At 37.2% G+C, this 21,240-nt stretch carries 12 protein-coding genes; 2 read left to right on the top strand and 10 right to left on the bottom strand.

The features are described 5' to 3' along the window. Nucleotides 1-584 precede the first annotated feature (584 nt). Together FN817_RS18565 and FN817_RS18560 are read left to right on the top strand one after the other, a co-directional pair. Nucleotides 585-3,482, top strand: a complete 2,898-nt coding sequence (locus FN817_RS18565; protein ID WP_142719226.1) for a SusC/RagA family TonB-linked outer membrane protein — start codon at nt 585-587, stop codon at nt 3,480-3,482. Between the two features lie 15 nt (nt 3,483-3,497). Beyond that, nucleotides 3,498-5,393, top strand: coding sequence for a SusD/RagB family nutrient-binding outer membrane lipoprotein (locus FN817_RS18560; RefSeq protein ID WP_142719225.1), 1,896 nt, complete (start codon nt 3,498-3,500; stop codon nt 5,391-5,393). A gap of 136 nt (nt 5,394-5,529) precedes the next feature. Here the strand turns inward: FN817_RS18560 and FN817_RS18555 are convergent, their stop codons facing one another. From FN817_RS18555 to FN817_RS18510, 10 genes are all read right to left on the bottom strand, one after another. Beyond that, the gene (locus tag FN817_RS18555) at nt 5,530-6,099 is read right to left on the bottom strand and encodes a hypothetical protein (protein WP_142719224.1); all 570 of its coding nucleotides are present in this window, start codon (nt 6,097-6,099) and stop codon (nt 5,530-5,532) included. 9 nt (nt 6,100-6,108) lie between these two features. Further along, nucleotides 6,109-6,633, bottom strand: a complete 525-nt coding sequence (locus tag FN817_RS18550; RefSeq protein WP_142719223.1) for a hypothetical protein — start codon at nt 6,631-6,633, stop codon at nt 6,109-6,111. Next, nucleotides 6,630-9,383: a COG1470 family protein gene (locus FN817_RS18545; protein WP_142719222.1), complete on the bottom strand. Its 2,754-nt coding sequence runs from the start codon at nt 9,381-9,383 to the stop codon at nt 6,630-6,632. Before FN817_RS18545 ends, FN817_RS18550 begins: the two co-directional genes overlap by 4 nt. After that, complete coding sequence (locus FN817_RS18540; protein ID WP_142719221.1) at nt 9,376-10,176, bottom strand: WxL protein host-binding domain-containing protein; 801 nt, start codon at nt 10,174-10,176, stop codon at nt 9,376-9,378. Before FN817_RS18540 ends, FN817_RS18545 begins: the two co-directional genes overlap by 8 nt. A gap of 104 nt (nt 10,177-10,280) precedes the next feature. Then, nucleotides 10,281-10,859 (bottom strand): hypothetical protein, encoded by a 579-nt coding sequence (locus FN817_RS18535; protein ID WP_047385860.1) that lies wholly within the window; start codon nt 10,857-10,859, stop codon nt 10,281-10,283. Nucleotides 10,860-11,034: 175 nt separating this feature from the next. Beyond that, a complete protein-coding gene (locus FN817_RS18530; protein ID WP_142719220.1) occupies nt 11,035-13,380 on the bottom strand; it encodes a phosphocholine-specific phospholipase C in 2,346 nt (781 codons plus the stop codon). Between the two features lie 84 nt (nt 13,381-13,464). Beyond that, nucleotides 13,465-14,985, bottom strand: a complete 1,521-nt coding sequence (locus FN817_RS18525; protein ID WP_228451600.1) for a SusD/RagB family nutrient-binding outer membrane lipoprotein — start codon at nt 14,983-14,985, stop codon at nt 13,465-13,467. 18 nt (nt 14,986-15,003) lie between these two features. Then, entirely contained in the window at nt 15,004-18,162 is a 3,159-nt protein-coding gene (locus tag FN817_RS18520) for a SusC/RagA family TonB-linked outer membrane protein (protein ID WP_142719219.1), read from the bottom strand. 309 nt (nt 18,163-18,471) lie between these two features. Then, complete coding sequence (locus tag FN817_RS18515; protein WP_228451599.1) at nt 18,472-20,076, bottom strand: autotransporter assembly complex protein TamA; 1,605 nt, start codon at nt 20,074-20,076, stop codon at nt 18,472-18,474. A 150-nt stretch (nt 20,077-20,226) separates the two neighbouring features. Continuing rightward, entirely contained in the window at nt 20,227-21,015 is a 789-nt protein-coding gene (locus FN817_RS18510; RefSeq protein WP_047425182.1) for an SDR family oxidoreductase, read from the bottom strand. Between the last annotated feature and the right edge of the window lie 225 nt (nt 21,016-21,240).

The raw sequence follows: 21,240 nt of genomic DNA, 5'->3' as shown, positions 1-21,240 counted from the left end.
AACACAGAAGTTAAGCCCACCAGCGCCGATGGTACTGCGAAAGCGGGAGAGTAGGCCGCCGCCAGTTTTTATTTTATTTTTAAAAATCCTTTATCTTATGATAAAGGATTTTTTTTTTCTGTATACCCAAGCCAGCACAATCCTAAAAGATAAGTAATCAGCAATGAGTAATGAGTAATTGGTAATGAACAATGATTCATCGTTCTATTGTCATCAGTATCAGAGATTATACATCATTGATCCCTCATCATTTATTATTTATTACTTATCACTTATCATTGATAACACATCCTTGTCACTCCGAAGGAGTCTAAACAAATCCATTATTTTCTTCAAGTCAATCCCCACAAAGTATTAGATTTTGACTATAGCTTATCTAACTTCAAATTTTACTTAATCATTTAAGTATCAAAACCTTTAAACCCGTATTAATGATTTAATATGTTGAGATTAAAAAGGTTTGGTTGCTTTTATTGATGTATTTAGCATAAATAATTAATGATTGCATATTAATTTAATAAGAATTACGTTTATTTGTTGAAATATCTTGTGATATTATTAAATATATACCAAATCTAATTTTTATGAAAAAAACCATTTTTAAGGTTGGACTGCTCCAATCCTTATTCTTTTTCGGTGGATTGTATGCACAAAGCGATTCAACTAAAGCGTCAAAGATTGATGAAGTAGTTGTTACAGCTTATGGTGTAAAAAAAGAAAAAAAAGCGCTTGGATATTCTTTCCAGGATGTGAAAGGCCAAACCCTTGTCGATGCTAAAGAAAATAACATAACCAATGCATTAGCAGGTAAGGTTGCCGGATTACAAGTTATTAAAGGAGGTTTTGGACCTGGTTCTTCTTCCAAAATTAACCTGCGGGGGTTTAATTCTTTTACAGGAGATAATCAGCCCCTTATTGTGGTGGATGGAATTCCGTTAAGTAATAGCTTAGGCTCAAAGGTCAAGCAGAATGGAAAAGACTCTAATAACGATTTCTGGAATCCGGATCTTGATATGGGTAATGGTTTAAGTGATATCAATCCGGACGACATTGAAAGTCTTTCCGTTTTAAAAGGTGGTGCTGCTTCTGCTCTTTATGGTTCCAGAGGTGGAAACGGAGTTATTTTGATTACTACAAAAACCGGCAAAAGAAAAGGAGGATTAGGAATTACATATTCTACAAGCTTAGGCTTTGAAAATATTTTTATGAAGCCTGATTTGCAGCATAGTTTCGCACAAGGAAGTAATGGGTTAGTCAATCCACCAGGGACCGACAACACAACTTCCTGGGGACCCACTTTTGAAGGATCAAATATGACGGTTCATGATAACTTAAAAAACTTTTTTAAGACAGGAACTACCGCACAGCATACATTGAGTTTTCAAGAGACCTTAGGCGAAGGATCAAGCTTGTACACTTCTGCTAATTATTTAAACAATAATAACCAGATTCCAAACTCAAAATACGAGAGGTTCAATTTTATAGCAAAAATGAATTCTAATTTTGGAGCTAATAAAAGATGGACAAGTGAGGTGAAAGCTCAATATATGAGTGTTAAAGGAACAAACAGACCTTCTGGAGGACAAGGTGATGGAAATTACTATCCAAGAATCCTTCTGATGCCTCAAAATATTGATGTAAGAGATTATCGTGAGGGGCAGATGCAAAATGAAGTAATGTCGCGCTGGATAACGCCCAATGGAGTTAATCCATATTGGACAGCTTATAATGCACTGAACGCTGATAAAAAAGACAGGTTTTTATTAAACGGTTATCTTAAATATCAATTTAATAACTGGCTGAGCGCAGATGTAAGATTAGGAACGGATTTTTATTCTTTAAATACTGATGCAAGGGTTTGGACAGGATCTGGCCGTAATAATTCTTACTCCACCGGTCAGGAAAAGTTTTATGAGAATAATTATATTATAAGTCTTAATGCTAAAAAAGATAATATTGTTGGTAAATGGGGAGGATCGCTTTCTGTTTATGGGCAAATGATGGAAAGCAGAGATAAGGCACTATATTTTTCCACACAAAATCTTATTCTTGCCAATGTCTTCAGTACATCTAATACGAGTGATCTTGCTTCTGTTACGACAACTGAAGTTGATATGTGGAAAAAAATTAATTCAGTATTTGCTGCTGCTGAAATTAATTATGACGGATATTGGTTTCTGAATGCTACGGCAAGAAATGATTGGTCTTCTACTTTGAATATAGATAACAGGTCTTATTTTTATTCTTCTGTGAGTACTTCATTAGTTTTGACAGATATGCTGAAAAAATTAAATGGTACAACTTTAAATGCTTTAACATTTGCTAAGCTTCGCGCGGCTTACGCAGTTACAGGAAACTCTTTACCACCCCAACAGTTATATAATACCTATACCGCTTCCACAGATCCAAACGGACATATAGTGCTTACAAGAAATAAAATTCTTTTCAATTCAAATCTTCATGCCGAGAAGCTTAAAACTTTTGAAGTCGGTGCAGATATGAAGTTTTTTGACAGAGTATCTCTGGATGTAAGTTATTTTAGTAATAATGCAACAGAGCAGCTTATAGATTTACCAATAAATCCTCTTTCAGGATATGAGAAAAAGAAAATTAATTCAGGAGGACTGCATAACAAAGGGTTTGAATTTGTAATGAATACGGATATCTTTAAGAAGGAAAGTTTTGTATGGAATGTCAATGCCAATTTTTCAACCCTAAAAAGCAACATCGATAAAATTGATGGTATTGTTTCAAAATACCCTTTATCAGGTTTTGATAACGTTGCTTTCTTTGCAGAAGTAGGAAAACCTTACGGAGCGATTTATGGAACAAAATTCTTAAGAGTAGAAGATACGAGCAGCCCTCATTACGGAAAGCTTATTGTGGATCAAAACGGATTACCGCAGGCTACTTCTGATCAATATTATCTTGGAGATCAAACGCCGAGAGCTTTGTTTGGTTTTACAAACAGCTTTGTTTATAAAAATATTGGACTTTCATTTTTAATTGACGGAAGAATCGGAGGTAAATTTTTCTCTGCAACGCAGGCTGCATTACAAGCGAATGGACTTGCTGCAGACACTGCACCCGGAGGAAAACGTGATAATATGATTTTAGATGCAGTAGTGGAGGGAAATGGCGGTTATACAGCAAATACCAAAGAAATTACTCAACAGGATTATTGGGGAGCTGTAACATCTGGAAATTTAGGAATTACAGAACAAAATATTTATGATGCTACCAATATTCGTTTAAGAAATATTCAGCTGACCTACAGTTTCCCTAAAAGTATTTTCCAGAAACTAGCCTTACAGAGTGCTAAGGTTGCTTTTACGGCAAATAACGTATGGATGATCTATAGCAAAGCGAAAGGAATTGATCCGGAATCTGTATTCGCAATTAATTCTAATGCTACAGGGTTTGAAAACCTTGCTTTTCCTACTTCAAGATCTTATTTATTTACAATCACTTTAGGCTTTTAATTAACAACTGAAACAATGAAAAAATATATCTTATCATTTTTTACGATTGGTTTACTATGTACTTCATGTAATGATTTTGAAGACATCAATAATAACCCGTTTGCCGTAGATGCTAGTAAGGCAGAACCTGAATATTTCTTAAATAACTCAATTCTCGGTGCTCAGCAGGATCCTAATATCGCAGAACGTGTTTTTGTTTTATACTGGAAAACGGCAGCAAGACAGCATTTATCAACAGGAATTGCAGGGGGAACTTACGACGATTCCTGGACTTCCGAATACTGGAAATACGTTTCAGAGTGGCTGAATAATGCGAATGCGGCCATTCAATTAGCTAATGAAAAAAAGGCGGCCGGGCAGGGAAAACCTTATTATGACAATGTTATTCAGATTTCCAGAATCTGGAGAGCTTATTTAATGAGTGAATTTTCGGATAATTTCGGACCTCAACCTATTCAGGCTTTTCAGGGAACGAATCCTACTTTCAATTCTGAAAAAGAAGTGTATTATTTTATTTTGGAAGAATTAAAAGATGCAGTCGCAAAAATGGACACAACCCAAGGAGCACCATCAAATGCCAATGCCTATGATATGGTGTATGGGTTCAATTGGACTCAATGGGTAAAGTATGCCAACTCTATGAGGATGAGAATTGCCATGAGAATTGCCGAAGTAGATCCTTCAAAAGCAAAAACAGAATTTGAAGCAGCGGCTAATTCAAATATGTTTATCGCTACAAGTACAGATAATTTTAAAGTAGCTGAAAAGCCGGGATGGGATGCGCTAACAGGCGTAATGTCCAGAGAATGGAACTCCCAGATCTTATCAGCAACGCTTAATAATTTATACATTGGTTTAGGAGGAGTAAATTCTACAGACCAGTTACCAACAGCTCAACATACCCAGGTAAAGGCACCTGATTATATTGGTATAAAATATGATCAACAGTTCACTACAATGACCAACGACCCAAGTGCAGGATATTGGTTGGACGGATTACCCAACAAAATCGATCCGAGAGCATATAAAACATTCTATATTCCCGGGGATCTTACAAGCCCGGTTTACTCATTGTATCCCACGTATACCAATCAGGCAACTACCAATCATGGAGATCTTACGTTTGAAGACAATTCTAAAATAACAATAAGTACCGTAAATACCTGGAATGCCTATACCATTGGAAACTGGGGGGTAAAAGGACAGAGAAACGGCTTGAGAAATGTTGTAGGATGTATGCCGGCTTTGGGTAAGCAGTATAGGGAAAGTAAAAATTCAAGAATATTTTTTGCAAGCTGGGAAACCTATTTCCTTTTGGCGGAAGCTGCACTGAAAGGCTGGTCAATTCCAATGGGTGATGAAGCTGCCTATAATAAAGGAATTCAGGAAAGTTTTGCTTATAATGGGGTTTCACAATTCTATGGTCAGTATATTGCTTCAACAGATTATAATCGTGATGGTACTTCTGTTTCTTACAGTCATATTACAGAACCGGGAGTAAGCCATACGATGAAATATAAAGATCCTGTAAGCGGGAACTTAGTTTCTGTTGAAATTAAATATCCTGTAAATACCATTTATAAGAATGGATCGGTAAAGAATGATAAACTGACAAAAATTATTACCCAGAAATATATTGCCAATATGCCTTGGCTGCCATTAGAATCCTGGAGTGATCAGAGAAGACTCGGGCTGCCGTTTTTTGAAAACCCAGCCATCGAAGCTCCATTGCCCAACCTTCCTAATCTGAGCTCAGGGAACTATATGACGAATTCTATTCAGAATTTCCCTCAGAGATTAAGATATCCAAGTACCTTCAGAAATACGGATCAGCCCGGATATGATAAGGCTGTACAATTACTTGGTGGTGCAGATGCTGTACTGACTCCTCTTTGGTGGGCCAAACATTAATTAAGGTTAAATAATAAAAAGCAATCCTTTTCTGATTTTGAAAAGGATTGTTTTTTTAGATACAAATTGACTCAATATTTCATTAGATGGATTGTTCAATTAATTATGACAAGTATATGGATGGCTTTGGAGTATTTTAATTTGCTCCAATTGTGAAAACTACTTGGGTATTATAGGTTGTTGCAGGTACAATTACAGAAACTCCACTTATTTGCAGTTGAGTATTAATACCTGTGTATGATACACTGTTGCTTAGTCCCAGAACTCCGGTAAAATTGATTGTAAAAAATGCTGTATCCACAGCTTGTGGTATTTCTACGTAAGTTGTTCCTCCGTTTATTGTTGCTGTACAAAGAACACAGAGTCCACTGATAGTGGCACTTCCACCGCTTCTTTTGGCATAAAGGTGCAGGTTGCTGTTCCAGGTTGTAGGGGTATGATGTACACTCACTCTGGCAGCACCAGTGGTAAGAAGGTTGAGAAATGATCCGGGTAAATTTCCCGAAAGAGTTATCAAATTGGTAGCGCTTTCATAAGTTCCGGCATAGTTTGTTCCGGCTTCTGTAATGGTGGGTACACTTACAGTCCAATTACTGCCGCCAACATTTATAGTTTGCGCTCCAAGACAGCAGCCAATTGCTAGAAAGATGCTGCTTACATATTTTTTTAAACGGATTTCTCTGAAAAAACAACTATTGATTTTCATTTTTCAATTTTATTCTGTGATGGTATAGGTAACTACAATAGCAGTATTAGCCTGTGCAATTAAATTAGCATAGGTATTGGTTGTTAGAGAAATAGTGAGAGCATGGCCATTATTAGCGCCATTTCCTGTGTAGGCACCTCCAATCCCACTGATAATAGTAGTGGCAGTTGTGGATAATGTAACTATTCCTGCAGAAGTTCCCAATGTTCCTCCTCCAGCTCCGGAAGCGGCTGCAGCCTGTAATCTTATATTAACCCCTGCAATAACTTTATTCACAGAGGCTGTAATTTTTCTGGTAAGACCTCCGGGTGCAATCGCAGAAGTATAGTTGACCCATTTTGAAGTATTGGGGGTAGGGCTGCCAATGGCATTTCCTGCTTCAGTAGGAGCTGTAAAGTTGAGCGCAAAACTTCCTGTAGGCTCAATATCCATTAAAGTTACGGTAGGTAAGGTCATCGTGACAGTAGTCTGAGAATAGAACAATCCAGACAAAACAAAAGACACTAATAACAATAGGGAACGGATCAAAATCATTTTTTCTTTTTTATTTCATTATAGCTTACCTTTAGGGATTCCTGCTGATATTTTATTTCTATTTGCTGCTTGACAATATGAATGTTTAATTTTTTGGTTTCGGAAGGGGCAAGTGTAAACTGAAATTTATCGTTCGAGACTTTATAACGTTTATCAAGACCATTGCGATAAACTTTAACAGTCCAGTCGCCGGGCCTTAGATAAGTAAAATCAAAATCCTCACCTATAAAACAAATTTTACGATAGGTTTGGTCCTTCCCTGTAGCTTCTATAATAATACTTTCTTTTTTCTTTTTCTCTTTCTTAGCAAGCAGCTCAGTAAGTCCGGTGTGATCTTTATCTTCTGTTTCTACAAACTGGATATGGCCTTGAACATTAGCAGCAGTCGTTAATCCGAAATTAAAAATGTTTTCCTTATTACTCAGAGAAAGGGCTGCCGGAAGAGCTAATGTGGGAATATCATTGATCTCTGTTGTTGAACGGTCGATTTCCAGAAAATAATTTCCAGGAATCACATTTTTGAATACATAATTTCCTTCATGATCGGTAACTGAAAGATAGTTTCCCAGCATTAATCTTATGCCTTCTGTCTTTTTTATCCCAAGATTGCTGATATTTCCGGATAACGAAATATATTCAGCTGTTTTCTGCACCGGAACATTAGGGCGCCAGGTATACCGTATTGAAAATATAAAATCTTTATCCCCGATTTCTCCTCTCTGTAATGAATACCTGCCGGAAAGATCAATTTCATTTCCGGGAAACAGCTGCTGGTGGAAGAGAAGTTCAAATAGATTTCTGTCTTTAAAATACTCTTCCGGCATATAATTGTTCTGATAAAAAATACTTAAAGTAGTCTTATCAGAAAAACGGCTGTAAATTCTTGCTCCGTAATAGAGCTGTTTCTGATTCTGGAGCTGGTATCTTGAGCTTATAGCATAGCTTCCGAATACATTAAAAAAGGTTCTGAATTTTTGAAATGAAAGATTGGCAGAATAAAAACTTGAATTCCCGCTGAAACCTGTCAGATAATTGTCTGTTTTACCAAACTGCCCTTCAATATTCACCTGAAACATTCCCACCTGCTGATTAATACTCACTTTGAAAAAACGCTCGTAGTAATCAAACTGTTTGGGTTCTAAGCGATCCTGATACTTTTGATACCCGCTATTAAGGATAACAGATCCATTTGACAGGTATTTATATTGTACTCCATATTGCAGATACTGTCTGTAGGGAGCTGCTAAAAACAGCGTATCTCTCTGGAAATTTTTAACATCCTGTGTATAGTTGACAAAAGCACTGAGCTTTCTGGAGATTTTGTAATTAATGTTTCCGTTAAAGGTATTTGTATTCGTAAAATATCCTGCGAATTCCGGACTTGCTTTTACATACATTAAACTTCCGTTGAACCTTTCAAAAATAGCATCAGCCTGAAGCATATAAGCTGTTCCATCTGTTTTTTTTGTGGTACTGTAAGCGAATTCTCCAGATACATTAATGTTTCTTGATATCTTGAATTTTCCTTTGGTATAAGGAAGGTGTGCATCCGAATCCAGGCTTAGATCTCCATATCGGATTTCCTCCTTTCTTGGAGTTTTGTAAAGATATCCAACCGAAATTTCTGATTCCTTCCGGATTTTGAAGCTGGAATACATATTAAATTCATCCTTAATATCTCTGAAAAACCTGGGATGATTATAGAAGCCGCCCAGACTGAATTTGTTAAAATCATACCGTACTTCTGCGCCGCGGCCATATCTTGCAAACTCCGTTAAATAAGATGAAGAATACGTTTTATCACCCAGATGAATAAAGAAGTTGTCCCGTTTATAGTTCACAAAATATTCTTCATATTGGGTAAAGGTATTGAGATCGACAGGGTTGTGGGTAACTGCCCGGAATTCAATCTGGTTTTTGTTATCTTTATCCAGAGTTCCTTTACCGTAAATTTCTCCCTGGAAGCCATCATTGTAAACTCCCATATTCTGCATTCCGATAAAAGATAATGAAAGGGCAACAGGAAGCCTGTGGTAGATATCGTTTTCAGAGGGTTTTACGGATATAATCTGAGTACTTATATAAACATTTTGAACTTCCTTAGGAATACCTTTTGAGTATACCGAAAGATTAAGGTTCTGAAATTCATTTTGACTGAGCTCAGGGTTGGTTACTTTGTGTATTGTAATGATTTTTGACTCATTGGGCTCCAGTATCAATGAGGGCTCATTGTCAAGAATGGCATTTTTACTTTCAAGATGAATATCCTCTGTTATATTACCATTATTTTTTAAGAGAAAAGAAGCCCGGATCGTTTCTCCGGCTCTTACAAACTCAGGTGAATTCAAAGGAGTCAGGAAAATATTTCTGTTTCCTGAAACTGTTATTTTTGATGTTTTTGTAAAGGATATTCCGTTATTGCGGTCAGTAATGTTCAATGTTACAGAATAATTTCCCTGGCTCGTTTCCGTTGCAATACGCAAAGGAACCAGATAAGCTGACGTTTCACGGGCAGCAATCTGAAATTCTCCTTTTGCTAAAATGGGTGTTATAGACGGACTTGAAGTGGAGACTGATATCTCATAAGACCTGTTTTCATCCGAATTATTTTCTAATGTAAAAGGAATAGAAGTTGACATTCCCGGTAATATACTATCTTTTTTACTGGACAATCGGTTGGATTGCTGTTGAGAAAAAATAAATATCGGGAATAATGATATGATAATAAATATAGTCCAAATTCTAATCATTTTTTACTTCTAATTCCACATTGAGTGCAAATGCATTCTCTTCTTCATCCGTAGCTATTATGGCGGCTTTGTATTTGTCCGGCGGTATTTTACTGATATCGATGTAAAATGTTTTGGAGGTATCAGGCAGCAGTCCCATTGTTAAACTGGAATACGTTCCTATTTTTTCACCTGTTTTACGGTTATAAATTTCAATGGCTGTTGTCGGCTTGCAGTAAAGATTACCATTATTGGCTACGGCAATTTTCACGGTTTGTTTTCCCTCCAGCTTTTCTACTTTTACACTTTCAAACTTAAGGTCCGGTTTGGCCTTTTCTGTCTCAAAATCTGTAATGACCTGGATCGCGTAACGTATAACAGAAGTGATGTTTACTCCCGCTTTATTGTCGCTGGGTTTTATATCCTCTACCGGCTCTACAATAATGACACTCCAATAGCTTCCGGCATCTCTGGCTTGATCGGGAACTGTAATCTCATACAAAACCTCCGTCTTCTCTTTGCCTTTCAGAGTGATCAGATTCGTGTTGAGTTTAATCCACTCTCCATTGGTACGTTTATTTGTATGCAAAGCTGAATAATTGATCGTTCCGTCAGCATGATAAGAAAAGTCCTGTAAAAATAATTTTACACTCTGAGGATTATTGCTGGTGTTTTCAATGGCTACTTTTCCCTTGTAAACCTTTCCGTTTTCAATTTTGTAAGAATGTGTAAGTCCATTGAGAATCACAATGCCCGCATGTAAAAAGCTAAACTGCAAAATCAAGGTGATCAACAGAAGAATACGCTTTATCATTATGTAAAGTTTGGAGTTAAATGATGAGTAATACAAAAACAGGAAGAAACTGAATGACAACTTCTTCTTGTTTTTGAAATAGAGAATAAAATTTTATTTAAATTCTAATTGTCGGATATCGTATAAGTAACGGTAGCTGCTACAGTGGCTGTTGCCTGTAAATCTGCGTAGGCTGCTACCCCTCCAGGACCACTTCCTGCAGCAATTGCGTACGTAAGATTGTGTCCGTTGTTGGCACCATTTCCTGTATAAGCACTTCCGATTCCTGAAATGATAGTCTGGTTGGCAGCATTTAATGTCAACAGACCTGCAGAGGTTCCCAATGTTCCTGCTCCTGCTCCGGTAGCTGCTGCTGCTGTTACCTGAAGATCAACTCCGGGAATGATAGCATTCATTGTTACACTTATATTACGGGTAGGATCTGCAACAGATTTAATGGATGAATAATTAAGCCATAAAGTAGTGTTGGCTGTTGCTGGAATGATAGGATTCCCTGCTTCTGTAGGCGCTGTAAATCCAAGAGTAATGTTTTTTGTGGCAGATGGTTCAATATCTACCAATGCAACTTCGGGAATAGAAATGGTAACCGTATGGTTATCTGTAGCGAGGTCTTGGGCGCTCAGATTCCCGGATAGAGCCAATGCAAATACAGACATTGCAATAGTTAAATTTAATTTTTTCATGACACTGTTAATTAGTTAAGTGAAGATAATAAAATTCAGCATATGGTGAGAAAAATATACCACAATTTTTATATTATTGCTTATTTGAACTATGTAATGCATTATATTTAAAGAATAACTCAAAAAAAACCTGTACGTTTTTGGTACAGGTTTTTATTAAATTGTAAGCGTTTTTCTATGCCCAGTGTGGATCAGAAACAGAAACCTTTCCCGTTTCTACTCTTCCGGCAAAATGCCACAGACATTCATCTGACGTTAATTTCAAATCATACCAGCCTTTATTTTTATCAAGATCGATCATAATTTTTTCTTCCGGTTTTTGCACCGTGATTGTTTTTTGAGTCTTTCCATATAAGTCTTCCAGATGGATGGAGGCATTTTTATTCTTATGAGTTCTGATGATCAGTTCAATCTGATTTTTTGCAGTCATATTGACCAAAATTACCTCTAACTCAGAAATATTATTCCCTTTGAATTTCCTGAAAAAGCCATTGGGACCGAAAATTTCGTAATCATAAGCTCCGGAATGTACAGCATGAGATAGTTCTTGTTTTGAATATAAGGCGTATGAAAAATGATAATGAGTACTGTTGAATTGAGTTCTGTCATAGATTAACAATGGAACTCCGTTCTCTTTTAAATTGGTCATTTTAATCTGCTCACCTTCTAAATTGACATGGAAATGATACGGAAGCGGATTTGAGGGCTTCAGACCTCTTTCCTGAATCTCCAGTAAATTACCGTTAAGTTCATTTTCAGAATACCATTTCAGATCCGGAACAGGTTTGTTTTTAGCCGCATTAATGGTTTTAGCGTACTCTTTCTGATCCAGATAATTCATCTGTGGAGCCTTCACACTGGAAGAATTGAAGGCAGACGTAAGATCTCCGCATATTGCTCTTCTCCAGTCACTGATATTGTCAATATGAACATTTTTCTTATACTTTTTCATGATGAAATTTTCCAGGAACTGCAGGATGGAAGTATGATCCGAAACTTCAGAATTTACAAAACCTCCTTTTGTCCATGGTGAAGCAATAATCATAGGGACTCTATAACCTAATCCAACCGTTCCTTCAATTTTTTCATAATTTTTTAAAGAAGAATTTGACATATATTCCTGGGATTTGTCTACATATTCCACTCCTTCTTTTCCGTTCATATCAACGGGCTGGCTTGGATTCACAGGCGGTGCGAAGGGGAGTACATGATCAAAATATCCGTCATTTTCATCGTAATTGATGATGAAAATTGTTTTTTTCCAGGTTTCAGGATCTTTGGTCAGAATATTCAAAACCTCAGAAATATACCATGCACCGTACCATGGTGATCCCGGATGGTCTGAGAAGTGTTCAGGCGCTACCAGCCAGGAAACCAGCGGAAGTTTTTTCTCTTCCACATCTTTACGGAACTGGAACAGAACATCACCCTCAGGAACTACCAGTCTTTCTCCGTTTTCATCCTTTCCGATTTCCAGTTTCCAGTAATCAGGATCATTGGAGTTGGTGGTAAAAGCTTTTTCGTGAAGGTTTTTTTCCTCTTTTGAAAGTTTTGAATAATTATCCGGATGATATTTTACCTGATCTTCCTGAACTTCAGCCAGCATAGCCTCAAGCCGTTTTTTCTGATCAGGATTTTTTTCAATTTCCTGTTTCAGATAGGTTATGATATTGGGAATGTTCTCATAATATCCTTTTGAAAACTTAACATTGAATTTTGAAAACCACTCAATAGGATTATCGGTAAAATTACTTAACCACGCTTCCTGTTCTCCGGACATTCCTTTTGGAAGACTGATTTCATTCTGGTAAATTCTCCACGAGACATTCTGCTGTTCCAAAATTTCCGGGAAGCTTTTCCATTTGGCCTGTCTCGCTTTGTCATAGTCAATGTTTTCATTCACGACATTGGCCTTTACTTTTCCATTCTGCTGCTCTCTCAACGTTCCGGACCAAAGAAATAATCTGTTCGGTGTAGTCCCGGTAAGTGAAGAGCAGAAATATTGGTCGAATATGGTAAATGCATCTGCCAGCTGATAATAAAACGGAAGATCTTCACGATTGTAATATCCTAGTGTCAGCGGAATATTTTTGTAATCTTTATTTCCTGAAGCTTTGGCCTGAAGCCATTGGTCATATTTTCCTTTGTTCAGTGCTTTTTGCTGATCTGCCCATGAATGAGGTAGTGAGCTCATCCAGGTTGATTTTGTATTTCTCAAATCCAGGCGGGCAGGAGATGCATATTTTCCGTCATCATTCTTTTGAAAGAAAACGGAGTGCCCATCCTGTTTTACAAATGCTCTTTTATCCAAAAACCCCCTCACTCCTTTGAGCGCACCGAATGCATGATCAAATGAACGGTTTTCCTGCATCAGGATGACTACATGCTCTGCATCATAAAATGTAGACTGGGCAGCCGGATCAATGGCCAGAGCTTTTAAAATGGAAGGGTGCAGAACACTTGATGTTCCTAATCCCGCTAATAAAAGGCTTGATTTCTCTAAAAATTCTCTTCTGTTCATGTTCAATCGTAATAAGAAAGAAACCGCAAGTTAATAGGATTTTCCTGCGGTTTCTTTGTTTTTTATATAAAAATAATCAGATTTTTATTGTAACCACCAAGGTTTGGAATTGATGTTGTCATTTCCGCTATACTGGGCAGCCAGCGCTGCTTTTAAGTTGCTGCTGTTATAACTGTATTCTGACTGTGGATATCTGAATCTGAAAGGAGCTGGAACTCCGGGTTTCAGGGGGTAATTTGGGTATCCTGTTCTTAAATAATCATAATAAGAAGTCCATTGTGCCTGATGGAACATGGTCATGTATTTTTGAGTCATAATTTTTTCCAGCTGTGTCTGTAAAGGATCAGCAGTGTTATAAACAACCAAAGGTGTTGCCAGATACTGATTCACATCAAATCCTGAGAAATATTGTCCCTGATTTTTGACATAGGTCTGATAAAAACTGAAACTTGCCTTGATCGCATTATCATAATGGGTTTTTGCCGATCCGGAAATCCAGCCTCTTGCCGTAGCTTCCGCAAGGATGAACTCAAGTTCTGAGTAGCTTAGTACAGAAGCAGGTTCATTGGTAGGATCTTTATAAAAACGGTCGTTTACTTTTGAGATATTCTTAGCCGTGATCAGAGCAGCATTGTCAGAATAAGGAGACGTAGGGTTCCCTCCGTTATAGGCTGTAAAATCTGTGATGGCTTTTCCGGCTTCCTTAGCACCGGTAGTTTGTGCTGCAAAAGTAAAAAGACGTGGATCATGTCTGTCTTTGAACATGTTGATGAAATAATCTGCCATATACAAACTTGAACCATATCCACTGTTGTTAAACATTGTGTATCTGCTGTCTGCAGCATCGGCAAACTTAAGCTCACCATTGTCAGCAATAGAAGTCATCAAAGACTGGCTTCCTGCGATTGAAGCAAATTCTGTGGCAATATTGTAACTTCCTACTGTGGCTTTCTTAGATAAAGTGATCAGAATTTTCAGACGGAAAGAATTGATCAGTTTTTTCCACTTCAACGCATCTCCGTTGTATACAATATCACCTTCAATTTTGTCATTGGTATTAATAAGATCATTTGCTTCTTTCAGCTCTGATAAAATTCCGGACATTACCGCTTCCTGTGTATCATATTTAGGCTGGGTAATCCCGGATTCACCTTTTGCTGCTTCAGAATACGGAGTACTTCCTACCTTTAAGCTGATATTGAAGAAATGATACGCTCTTAAAAACTTTCCAATGGCCAGATAATTTTTATTTCCTCTTTTCTCTGCTTCCTGCATCATTTTTCCTGTATTCAGGAGTCCTTTTGTATATACTTCAAAAGAGGCGTCATTCCATTTCATATACTGATAGGCATTTTCACCATCAGTTCCAATCATCATTCTTGAAGCATACATATTATCACCGTTTACCTGGAATGTGTATTTTTCTACGTAAGTCAGAAGGTTTTTAGGATCAATGCTGGCCTGGTCATTGGGATTCTCATTGATGGTGTCAAGACTGGTTTCACATGAAGCCAATGTCAGAAGTCCTGCCGCAAATAGAGATTTCATCAGCCATTTTGCGGCCTTACCTCTCTGTCCTTTCGTGTTATTGATATTATTTTTCATTGTTGACGTACTTTTTAGTTAAAACTTAAGATTAAACCCGATTCCGAACCATCTGCTGGACGGATCCTGGATATCATTAGCGACATCCCCACTTCTGCCTGATCTGATCTGGAAATCCGGATCGGAGTAAAGGTTCTTTGATTTTTTCCACATTGCCAGGTTATAGGCAGAAATATTGGCAGTGAAACCTTTTACCATTCCTTTTGGATTAAGCAGATAAGAGAAATCATATTCCAATACTACAGATCTCAGCTTGATGAAAGTTCTGTCAAAAACGTTTGCAAACTCTTCACTTTCGTCCTGAGTTACCCTTGCCTGATATGGATAATTCTGTGCCCAGTCCTGGAAGCTGATCGCTTTGGTGTGTGGAGTATAAAGTCCGGTTGCAGGATTATAATTAACACCATCCGGTACAAAATAATACGTTCCCGGATTCGCATACTCAAGATCTCTGTAGGCTACAGAATTAGGATGTTTTCCTCCCCACCACATTTTTTCAACAACCTGCGATCTCATAACACCTCCAATACTGCCGTCTATCCCGATGTTTAAAGTAAACTTTTTATACTTAAAAGTGTTATTGAAACCGAAAGTCCAGTCCGGATTGAAATGTCCTAAATTACTTGGAGCATTGGCTCTTGTCGGCATTCCTGAATTGGCATCAAGAATAACTTTTCCGTCCGGAGACTTTTGCCATGTGTAATCGTAATAGCTGTCCATTCTTTCACCCAGCTTAATGTTTTGATAGTTGGGCATATTATCATAAATGGAAGTCAGTTTTTGTTCATAAGTACTCCAGTTGATCAAGGTTTTCCAGCTGAAATCGGCCGTTTTTACCGGAACCAAACCGAGAGAAACTTCAAATCCTTTGGTGGTGTATTCATTCCCGTTTACATATTGTGACGTGAATCCTGATGATTCTGCCGCCGGAAACTGGAGAATATTATTATAATCAAGAGTTCTGAAATAAGTGGCATCTAAAGTAATTCTGTTGTTCAGGAAGCCTGCGCTTAATCCTAATTCGTAAGATTTTGTCTGCTCCGGCTTCAGAGAGTTTTCTACATTCAGAGTGGTAGGATAATAATACGTAGGATTTCCGTTGAAAGTGATTCCCTGGTTATTCAGATAATAATTTCTGATGGAATAAGGCTGGAAATCATACGCCACTTTAGCCCATGAAGCAGAAAGCTTCAACATATTGATAGACTCCGGTAATTTTACCAGGTTTGAAATAACAGCACTGATGGATGCGGAAGGATAGAAGTAAGATCTGTTAGCTTTAGGAAGCGTAGAAGACCAGTCATTACGTCCTGAAATATTGATGAAGAAAGCATTGTACAATCCGATGTCAATCGTGGAATATGCACTATAGATCAACTTTTCCTTCAGATAGGTATAATTTTTAAGCGCTCCGATTGAGTTTTCAAAGGTGTATACTTCAGGAATCTTCAATCCGTCCGTAGATCTTTCATTGTTATTATTTTTGAAATAAAAAGCTGAACCTCCGGCATTGATGGTGAAATCAAAATTTTCAGATATTTTTTTCTTGTAAGTTGCAAGGACATCATAGTTGAGGTTCCATGTCTTATTATCCTTCAGAATATATCCTCCGCTTCTTGGCGCACTGTAATTGAAATAAGAATAAGGGCTTAAAACTTCTGTTTTGCTGTGGTTTTCCACAATGGATATTTTTCCTTTTACAGAAAGATCCTGGGTTGCCTTATATTCTAATCCTGTCTGGGCGTTGATGATATTGGTTCTGTTCTGGTTTTTATAATACTCCGCTCCGAACCATGGGTTATTGTACCATGCATAGTTCCAGTTGGCCTGCGCTCTTCCTTCCTTTCCAGGAATCCACATGTGGTTTTTCAGGGCATTTCCGTCAACATCACCTCCCATCCAGATCAGGATGGTATACATGTGTCCGCTTGGGTTGTAATCGTAGTTAGGAATATTAGGAGTAAAGGCTTGATTGAAGTTGAACTTTGTGTCGAAGATCAATTTATCTCCAAGATGGTTTTCAGAAGAGAAGTTGATTCCATATTTCTGGAGATAAGAATTGGGAACTCTGTCATCATAATTCATAAAGTTCCCGGAGAATCTGTAGATGTCTTTGTTATCTCTATAGCTGATGGCGAAATTATTATTGTTGATCACCGCAGGCTTTAAGAAAGTACTTAAGTTATCGTGGTATTTCCAGTCAATAGGAACTCTTTCATATCTTGATTTATCATCATATTGAGTTCCTGTCACAGCTCCATACCATGGAACCACCTGTCCGGTTACTTTATCTCTGATAGGGCTGTTCCACTGGGCAATCTGTAAACCCGGGACAAATTTTGGCCCCCAGATCATATCCCCGTCATTCACACCACCATCGGCTCCATCCCAGAATTCATACTTTCCGTGAGATCCGTTTCCATATTCAGTCTGGGTTTTCGGAAGATTGGTAAACCCTCCCGTAATCATGGTGTTTTGTGAAAATTCTACAGAGAACCCTTTCTTCTTAGCTGATTTGGTTGTGATTAAAACGGCTCCGTAACGGCCTCTGGAGCCATACAATGCAGAAGCAGTAGCTCCTTTCAATACGTTGATATTCTCAATATTATTGGGATCTAAATTCTGGAAAACTTCCTTTTCCACAATCACTCCGTCAATGACAAAAACTACATTTGAATTTCCTCTAAGAGTAAACTGCGGTGCCTGCTGCATTCCTGTTGGGTTGGAAACATTCAGACCGGCAACCTGTCCTGAGAATAAATTACCAATACTTGGTGTAGTAATGGTTTCAAACTGTTTGGTTCCCACTTCCTGAGTGGAATAACCAATTTTTTCTTTCTTCTTGGCAATACCTAATGCGGTAATGACCACCCCTTCTATCTGCTTTTCGTTTGGTTTTTTTAAGACAACGGAATACTGTTTTTTTGAAGAAACCTCAACGGTATAAACAGAAAAATCAGGAGCAAAAAACTCAAGAATGTCTTTCGGGTTTGCAGAAATGGTGAAATTACCATTTTCATCTGTAATAGCAGTCTTTCCTGTGTTTTTGTCGGTGATGTTTACACCGGAAACACTAGTGCCGTTTTCTGATTTTACATTTCCTGAAATATTGATTTCCTGTGCAGAAAAATATAATGGAAGTAAAAAAACGGCAAAAGTAGCTAAAGTTTTCTTCATTTTTTTTGAAGGCAAATTTAGCGGAGTACTGTTACCTGTATTTTAATGATGTATTAAAATAAAAATACGATTTAATATTTTTTAACATGAAGAATTAATAGAAAGGTAAAGTGAAAAATAACCTTTATATAGTAAGTTTTGCTTTATTATATTAATATAAGGCAGGAAGCTTGGATAGGGAGGCTGGAAGTCGCTATTGTGTTATAGGTTTCTGAGCAGTCAATGTAAATCTTTACAATAAAAATAATAGGATAGTAAAACCGGGACATCAATAACTTCGATCTTCCAGCTTCCCTCTCCCTTTCTTTTTTAAAACCTGCTCAGGATTCCCCAGTGGATTTTGGTATCATTAAACTTAAATGGATTTCCAAATTCGTTACCATTAGACAGCTGGAAGCTCATCAGACCAATTGGAATAAAGAAGTTGAAACCGAGTCCTACACTATAAAGCTTGGGCCTTACATTTAAAGATTTATTATTGAGCTGTCCATATTGCCCAAAGACGTCGAAGAAGGCCTGGCTGCCGATCAGATACCGGTATTCCAGACTTCCATAATAGAAGAAATCGGCGGCGAGTGACTTTTCATTGAATCCCCGCATGGAGTTCCATCCTCCAAAACGGTATAATTCGTTGGTGGTAAACTCTACTTTAGAATCCATCATAGCACCTTCTGCCTTAATATTCAGGAAGTGATTTCCTGAGATATGATAATTGTGTTCCCCAAAGAAATAAAACTGGTTTTGGTTCGCCTTGATATTATCTTTGGAATAGGTTGTTGTTAAAAAATCATAGCCTGCAGTGACCTTTGTCTTATAAAGGAACAGATCAATATCAGTAGGCTCAGTCATTTCAAACCATACCCCGATTCCCTTTTTGTTATAATCTTTTCCCTGAACATACAGTGTGTCGATGATCGTAGAAGATTCCAGGGTGGCTCTCAAACCTATTTTGTTTCGGTTGTTGATATGATAATAGAAAGCAGGCAGGAATTTTACATTGGCAAACGTAGAATCCTGTCGGTAGATATTCACTTTTGCATTCATCCCGACATTGGATTTGAACAGGTACGGAATATCCACCTGAAGATCGAAAGTCTGTCCTCTGTCCGGGTTTCTCTGCCAGTATAAATTGACCGTTTCAAAACCATTGAACATATTCCTGAAATTGACATTCATTGTCCCGTTTAATGTAAACTTGGAGGTTTTGTCATTTCCAAAACCGACAACCCCGTCAAAAGTATTGGTCTTTTTCTTTTCCAGAAACAGGTAGATGCTTGTAGAGTCTTTTGTAAATAAAGTTTGTGGCTGCCGTTCGAGCGTCAGGAACGGATGACTCTGGAAGGTTTTATTGATGGCCAGAAGGTTTTTATCATCATAGTTTTTGCCTTTAAATTCTTTTTCAAGATTTTTGATGAATCTTTTAGGAACTTTTTCATATCCTTTCACTACGAAATTATTGATCGTTCTTTTATCGTTCTTGTTAATATCAAGCTCTACGATGGGATAGCCGTTTTTCTGTCCTTTGTATTTGGATTTGATTCTGCTGAAAGAATATCCGTCATCAATATAAGTTTTGTTGATGCTCTTCTTGGTGGAATCTAAATTTTTAGTGAAAAAATCTTTCTGAATCTTTAGCTTCTGAACAAGAGAATCTGTAAGGTTGACATACGTTTCATTAAAATTCTTGCCTTTATCAAAGAAAATTTCAGTGCTGTCACCTTTTACTTTTACATCCTTCAGTTTGGTAAAGAAATAATTATTCTGAGCTAATGAGTCAAGAAATTTTACCGCTGCAGTGGAATCTTTTACTTTTTTCCTGACATTGGTTTCTGTATCAATCAGCCAATACTGCTTCTTCTGCGCTTGTGTAAAAACGCAGAACAGTACAAAAAATATTTTCAGAAACAGTTTCAATCCCAAATATATCTACACCATAGGTAGTGATGAAATTAAGCGTAGTTAAGATAAAACTTAAAGCGAAGCTTATCTTAATGACTCTTTACAACTTAATTCTTTTTAATGGTTTAAAATTTTATTATCAAATAGCTTTCTATACAACTGAAACTAATCCAGTTTATTATACTTCTTCATCAAATTCTCATAAGTTCCCTGTGGAAGAATCCATTTCAAAGGAACGCCGATTTTCTGCCCGAATTTACCAAAATAATAATGAGCTTTCCATTTATTTTTTGCTAAAAGTTTTTCAATGTATTCTGCCACTTCCAAAGGATCAGTTCCGTCATTCACATGAGAATTCATCAGAGCATATACTTTATCAAAAACATTTTTATAAGGCTGTGAAACCTGAGCAATAACTCTGTTGTCTGCAATATTGGTTTTGATATCACCCAGATGCAGAGAACATACGTCAATATTCCAAGGGTATACTTCATATCTCATTGCTTCCGTTACTTTATCCAGAGCAGATTTTGAAGCTGAATAAAATCCACGGAAAGGCAGACCCATTTCACTTCCGATACTGGAAACATTGATGATTTTTCCAAATTTGTGCTCACGCATTTTCGGAAGAACTGCACTCATCATCTGTACAGGTCCGGCAAGATTCAAACTGAACAATTTTAAAATATCCTCTTTCGTAGAATCTTCAACTGCGCCTACCATTCCCATTCCGGCATTATTGATCAGAACATCAATTCTTGATTCTGTTTTTAAAACCTCAGCGATAGCATTCTGAACAGCCGTGTTATCAGTTACATCAGTAGGTATAGATTTGAAATACTCACTTTCTGTATGCTTTCTGCTTAATCCGTATACTTGATGTCCTTTTTTACCAAAATATTCGGCCAATGCAAACCCGATTCCTGATGAGGTTCCTGTTATAATGATGGTCATTGAATTGTCTGATTTTATTGTTTTTATTTTTCTTCTGATGCCAGGGAGACGTTTTTACAGGTCTGTGTTCAAAAGTAAAATCTATTTTCAGCAAATGTAAAAAAAGAAAAATGAACTCAGTTATTTATTATTCCTGAAATAATTTTAATGATTTCTTGATCTATTGCTATCTGTTGATGATAAACTTAAAATAAAGTTAATCTCAACCATGCATGAGATATTTTT

The organism is Chryseobacterium rhizoplanae (assembly GCF_900182655.1).
GTDB classification, from domain to species: Bacteria; Bacteroidota; Bacteroidia; order Flavobacteriales; family Weeksellaceae; genus Chryseobacterium; species Chryseobacterium rhizoplanae.
This window is presented reverse-complemented; position numbering and strand designations above follow the sequence as displayed.

What these genes read in the sequence shown, in the direction of transcription:
- FN817_RS18565 (WP_142719226.1), top strand. Translation starts at nt 585, where the DNA reads ATGAAAAAAACCATTTTTAAGGTTGGACTGCTCCAATCCTTATTCTTT.
- FN817_RS18560 (WP_142719225.1), top strand. Translation starts at nt 3,498, where the DNA reads ATGAAAAAATATATCTTATCATTTTTTACGATTGGTTTACTATGTACT.
- FN817_RS18555 (WP_142719224.1), bottom strand. Translation starts at nt 6,099, where the DNA reads ATGAAAATCAATAGTTGTTTTTTCAGAGAAATCCGTTTAAAAAAATAT.
- FN817_RS18550 (WP_142719223.1), bottom strand. Translation starts at nt 6,633, where the DNA reads ATGATTTTGATCCGTTCCCTATTGTTATTAGTGTCTTTTGTTTTGTCT.
- FN817_RS18545 (WP_142719222.1), bottom strand. Translation starts at nt 9,383, where the DNA reads ATGATTAGAATTTGGACTATATTTATTATCATATCATTATTCCCGATA.
- FN817_RS18540 (WP_142719221.1), bottom strand. Translation starts at nt 10,176, where the DNA reads ATGATAAAGCGTATTCTTCTGTTGATCACCTTGATTTTGCAGTTTAGC.
- FN817_RS18535 (WP_047385860.1), bottom strand. Translation starts at nt 10,859, where the DNA reads ATGAAAAAATTAAATTTAACTATTGCAATGTCTGTATTTGCATTGGCT.
- FN817_RS18530 (WP_142719220.1), bottom strand. Translation starts at nt 13,380, where the DNA reads ATGAACAGAAGAGAATTTTTAGAGAAATCAAGCCTTTTATTAGCGGGA.
- FN817_RS18525 (WP_228451600.1), bottom strand. Translation starts at nt 14,985, where the DNA reads ATGAAAAATAATATCAATAACACGAAAGGACAGAGAGGTAAGGCCGCA.
- FN817_RS18520 (WP_142719219.1), bottom strand. Translation starts at nt 18,162, where the DNA reads ATGAAGAAAACTTTAGCTACTTTTGCCGTTTTTTTACTTCCATTATAT.
- FN817_RS18510 (WP_047425182.1), bottom strand. Translation starts at nt 21,015, where the DNA reads ATGACCATCATTATAACAGGAACCTCATCAGGAATCGGGTTTGCATTG.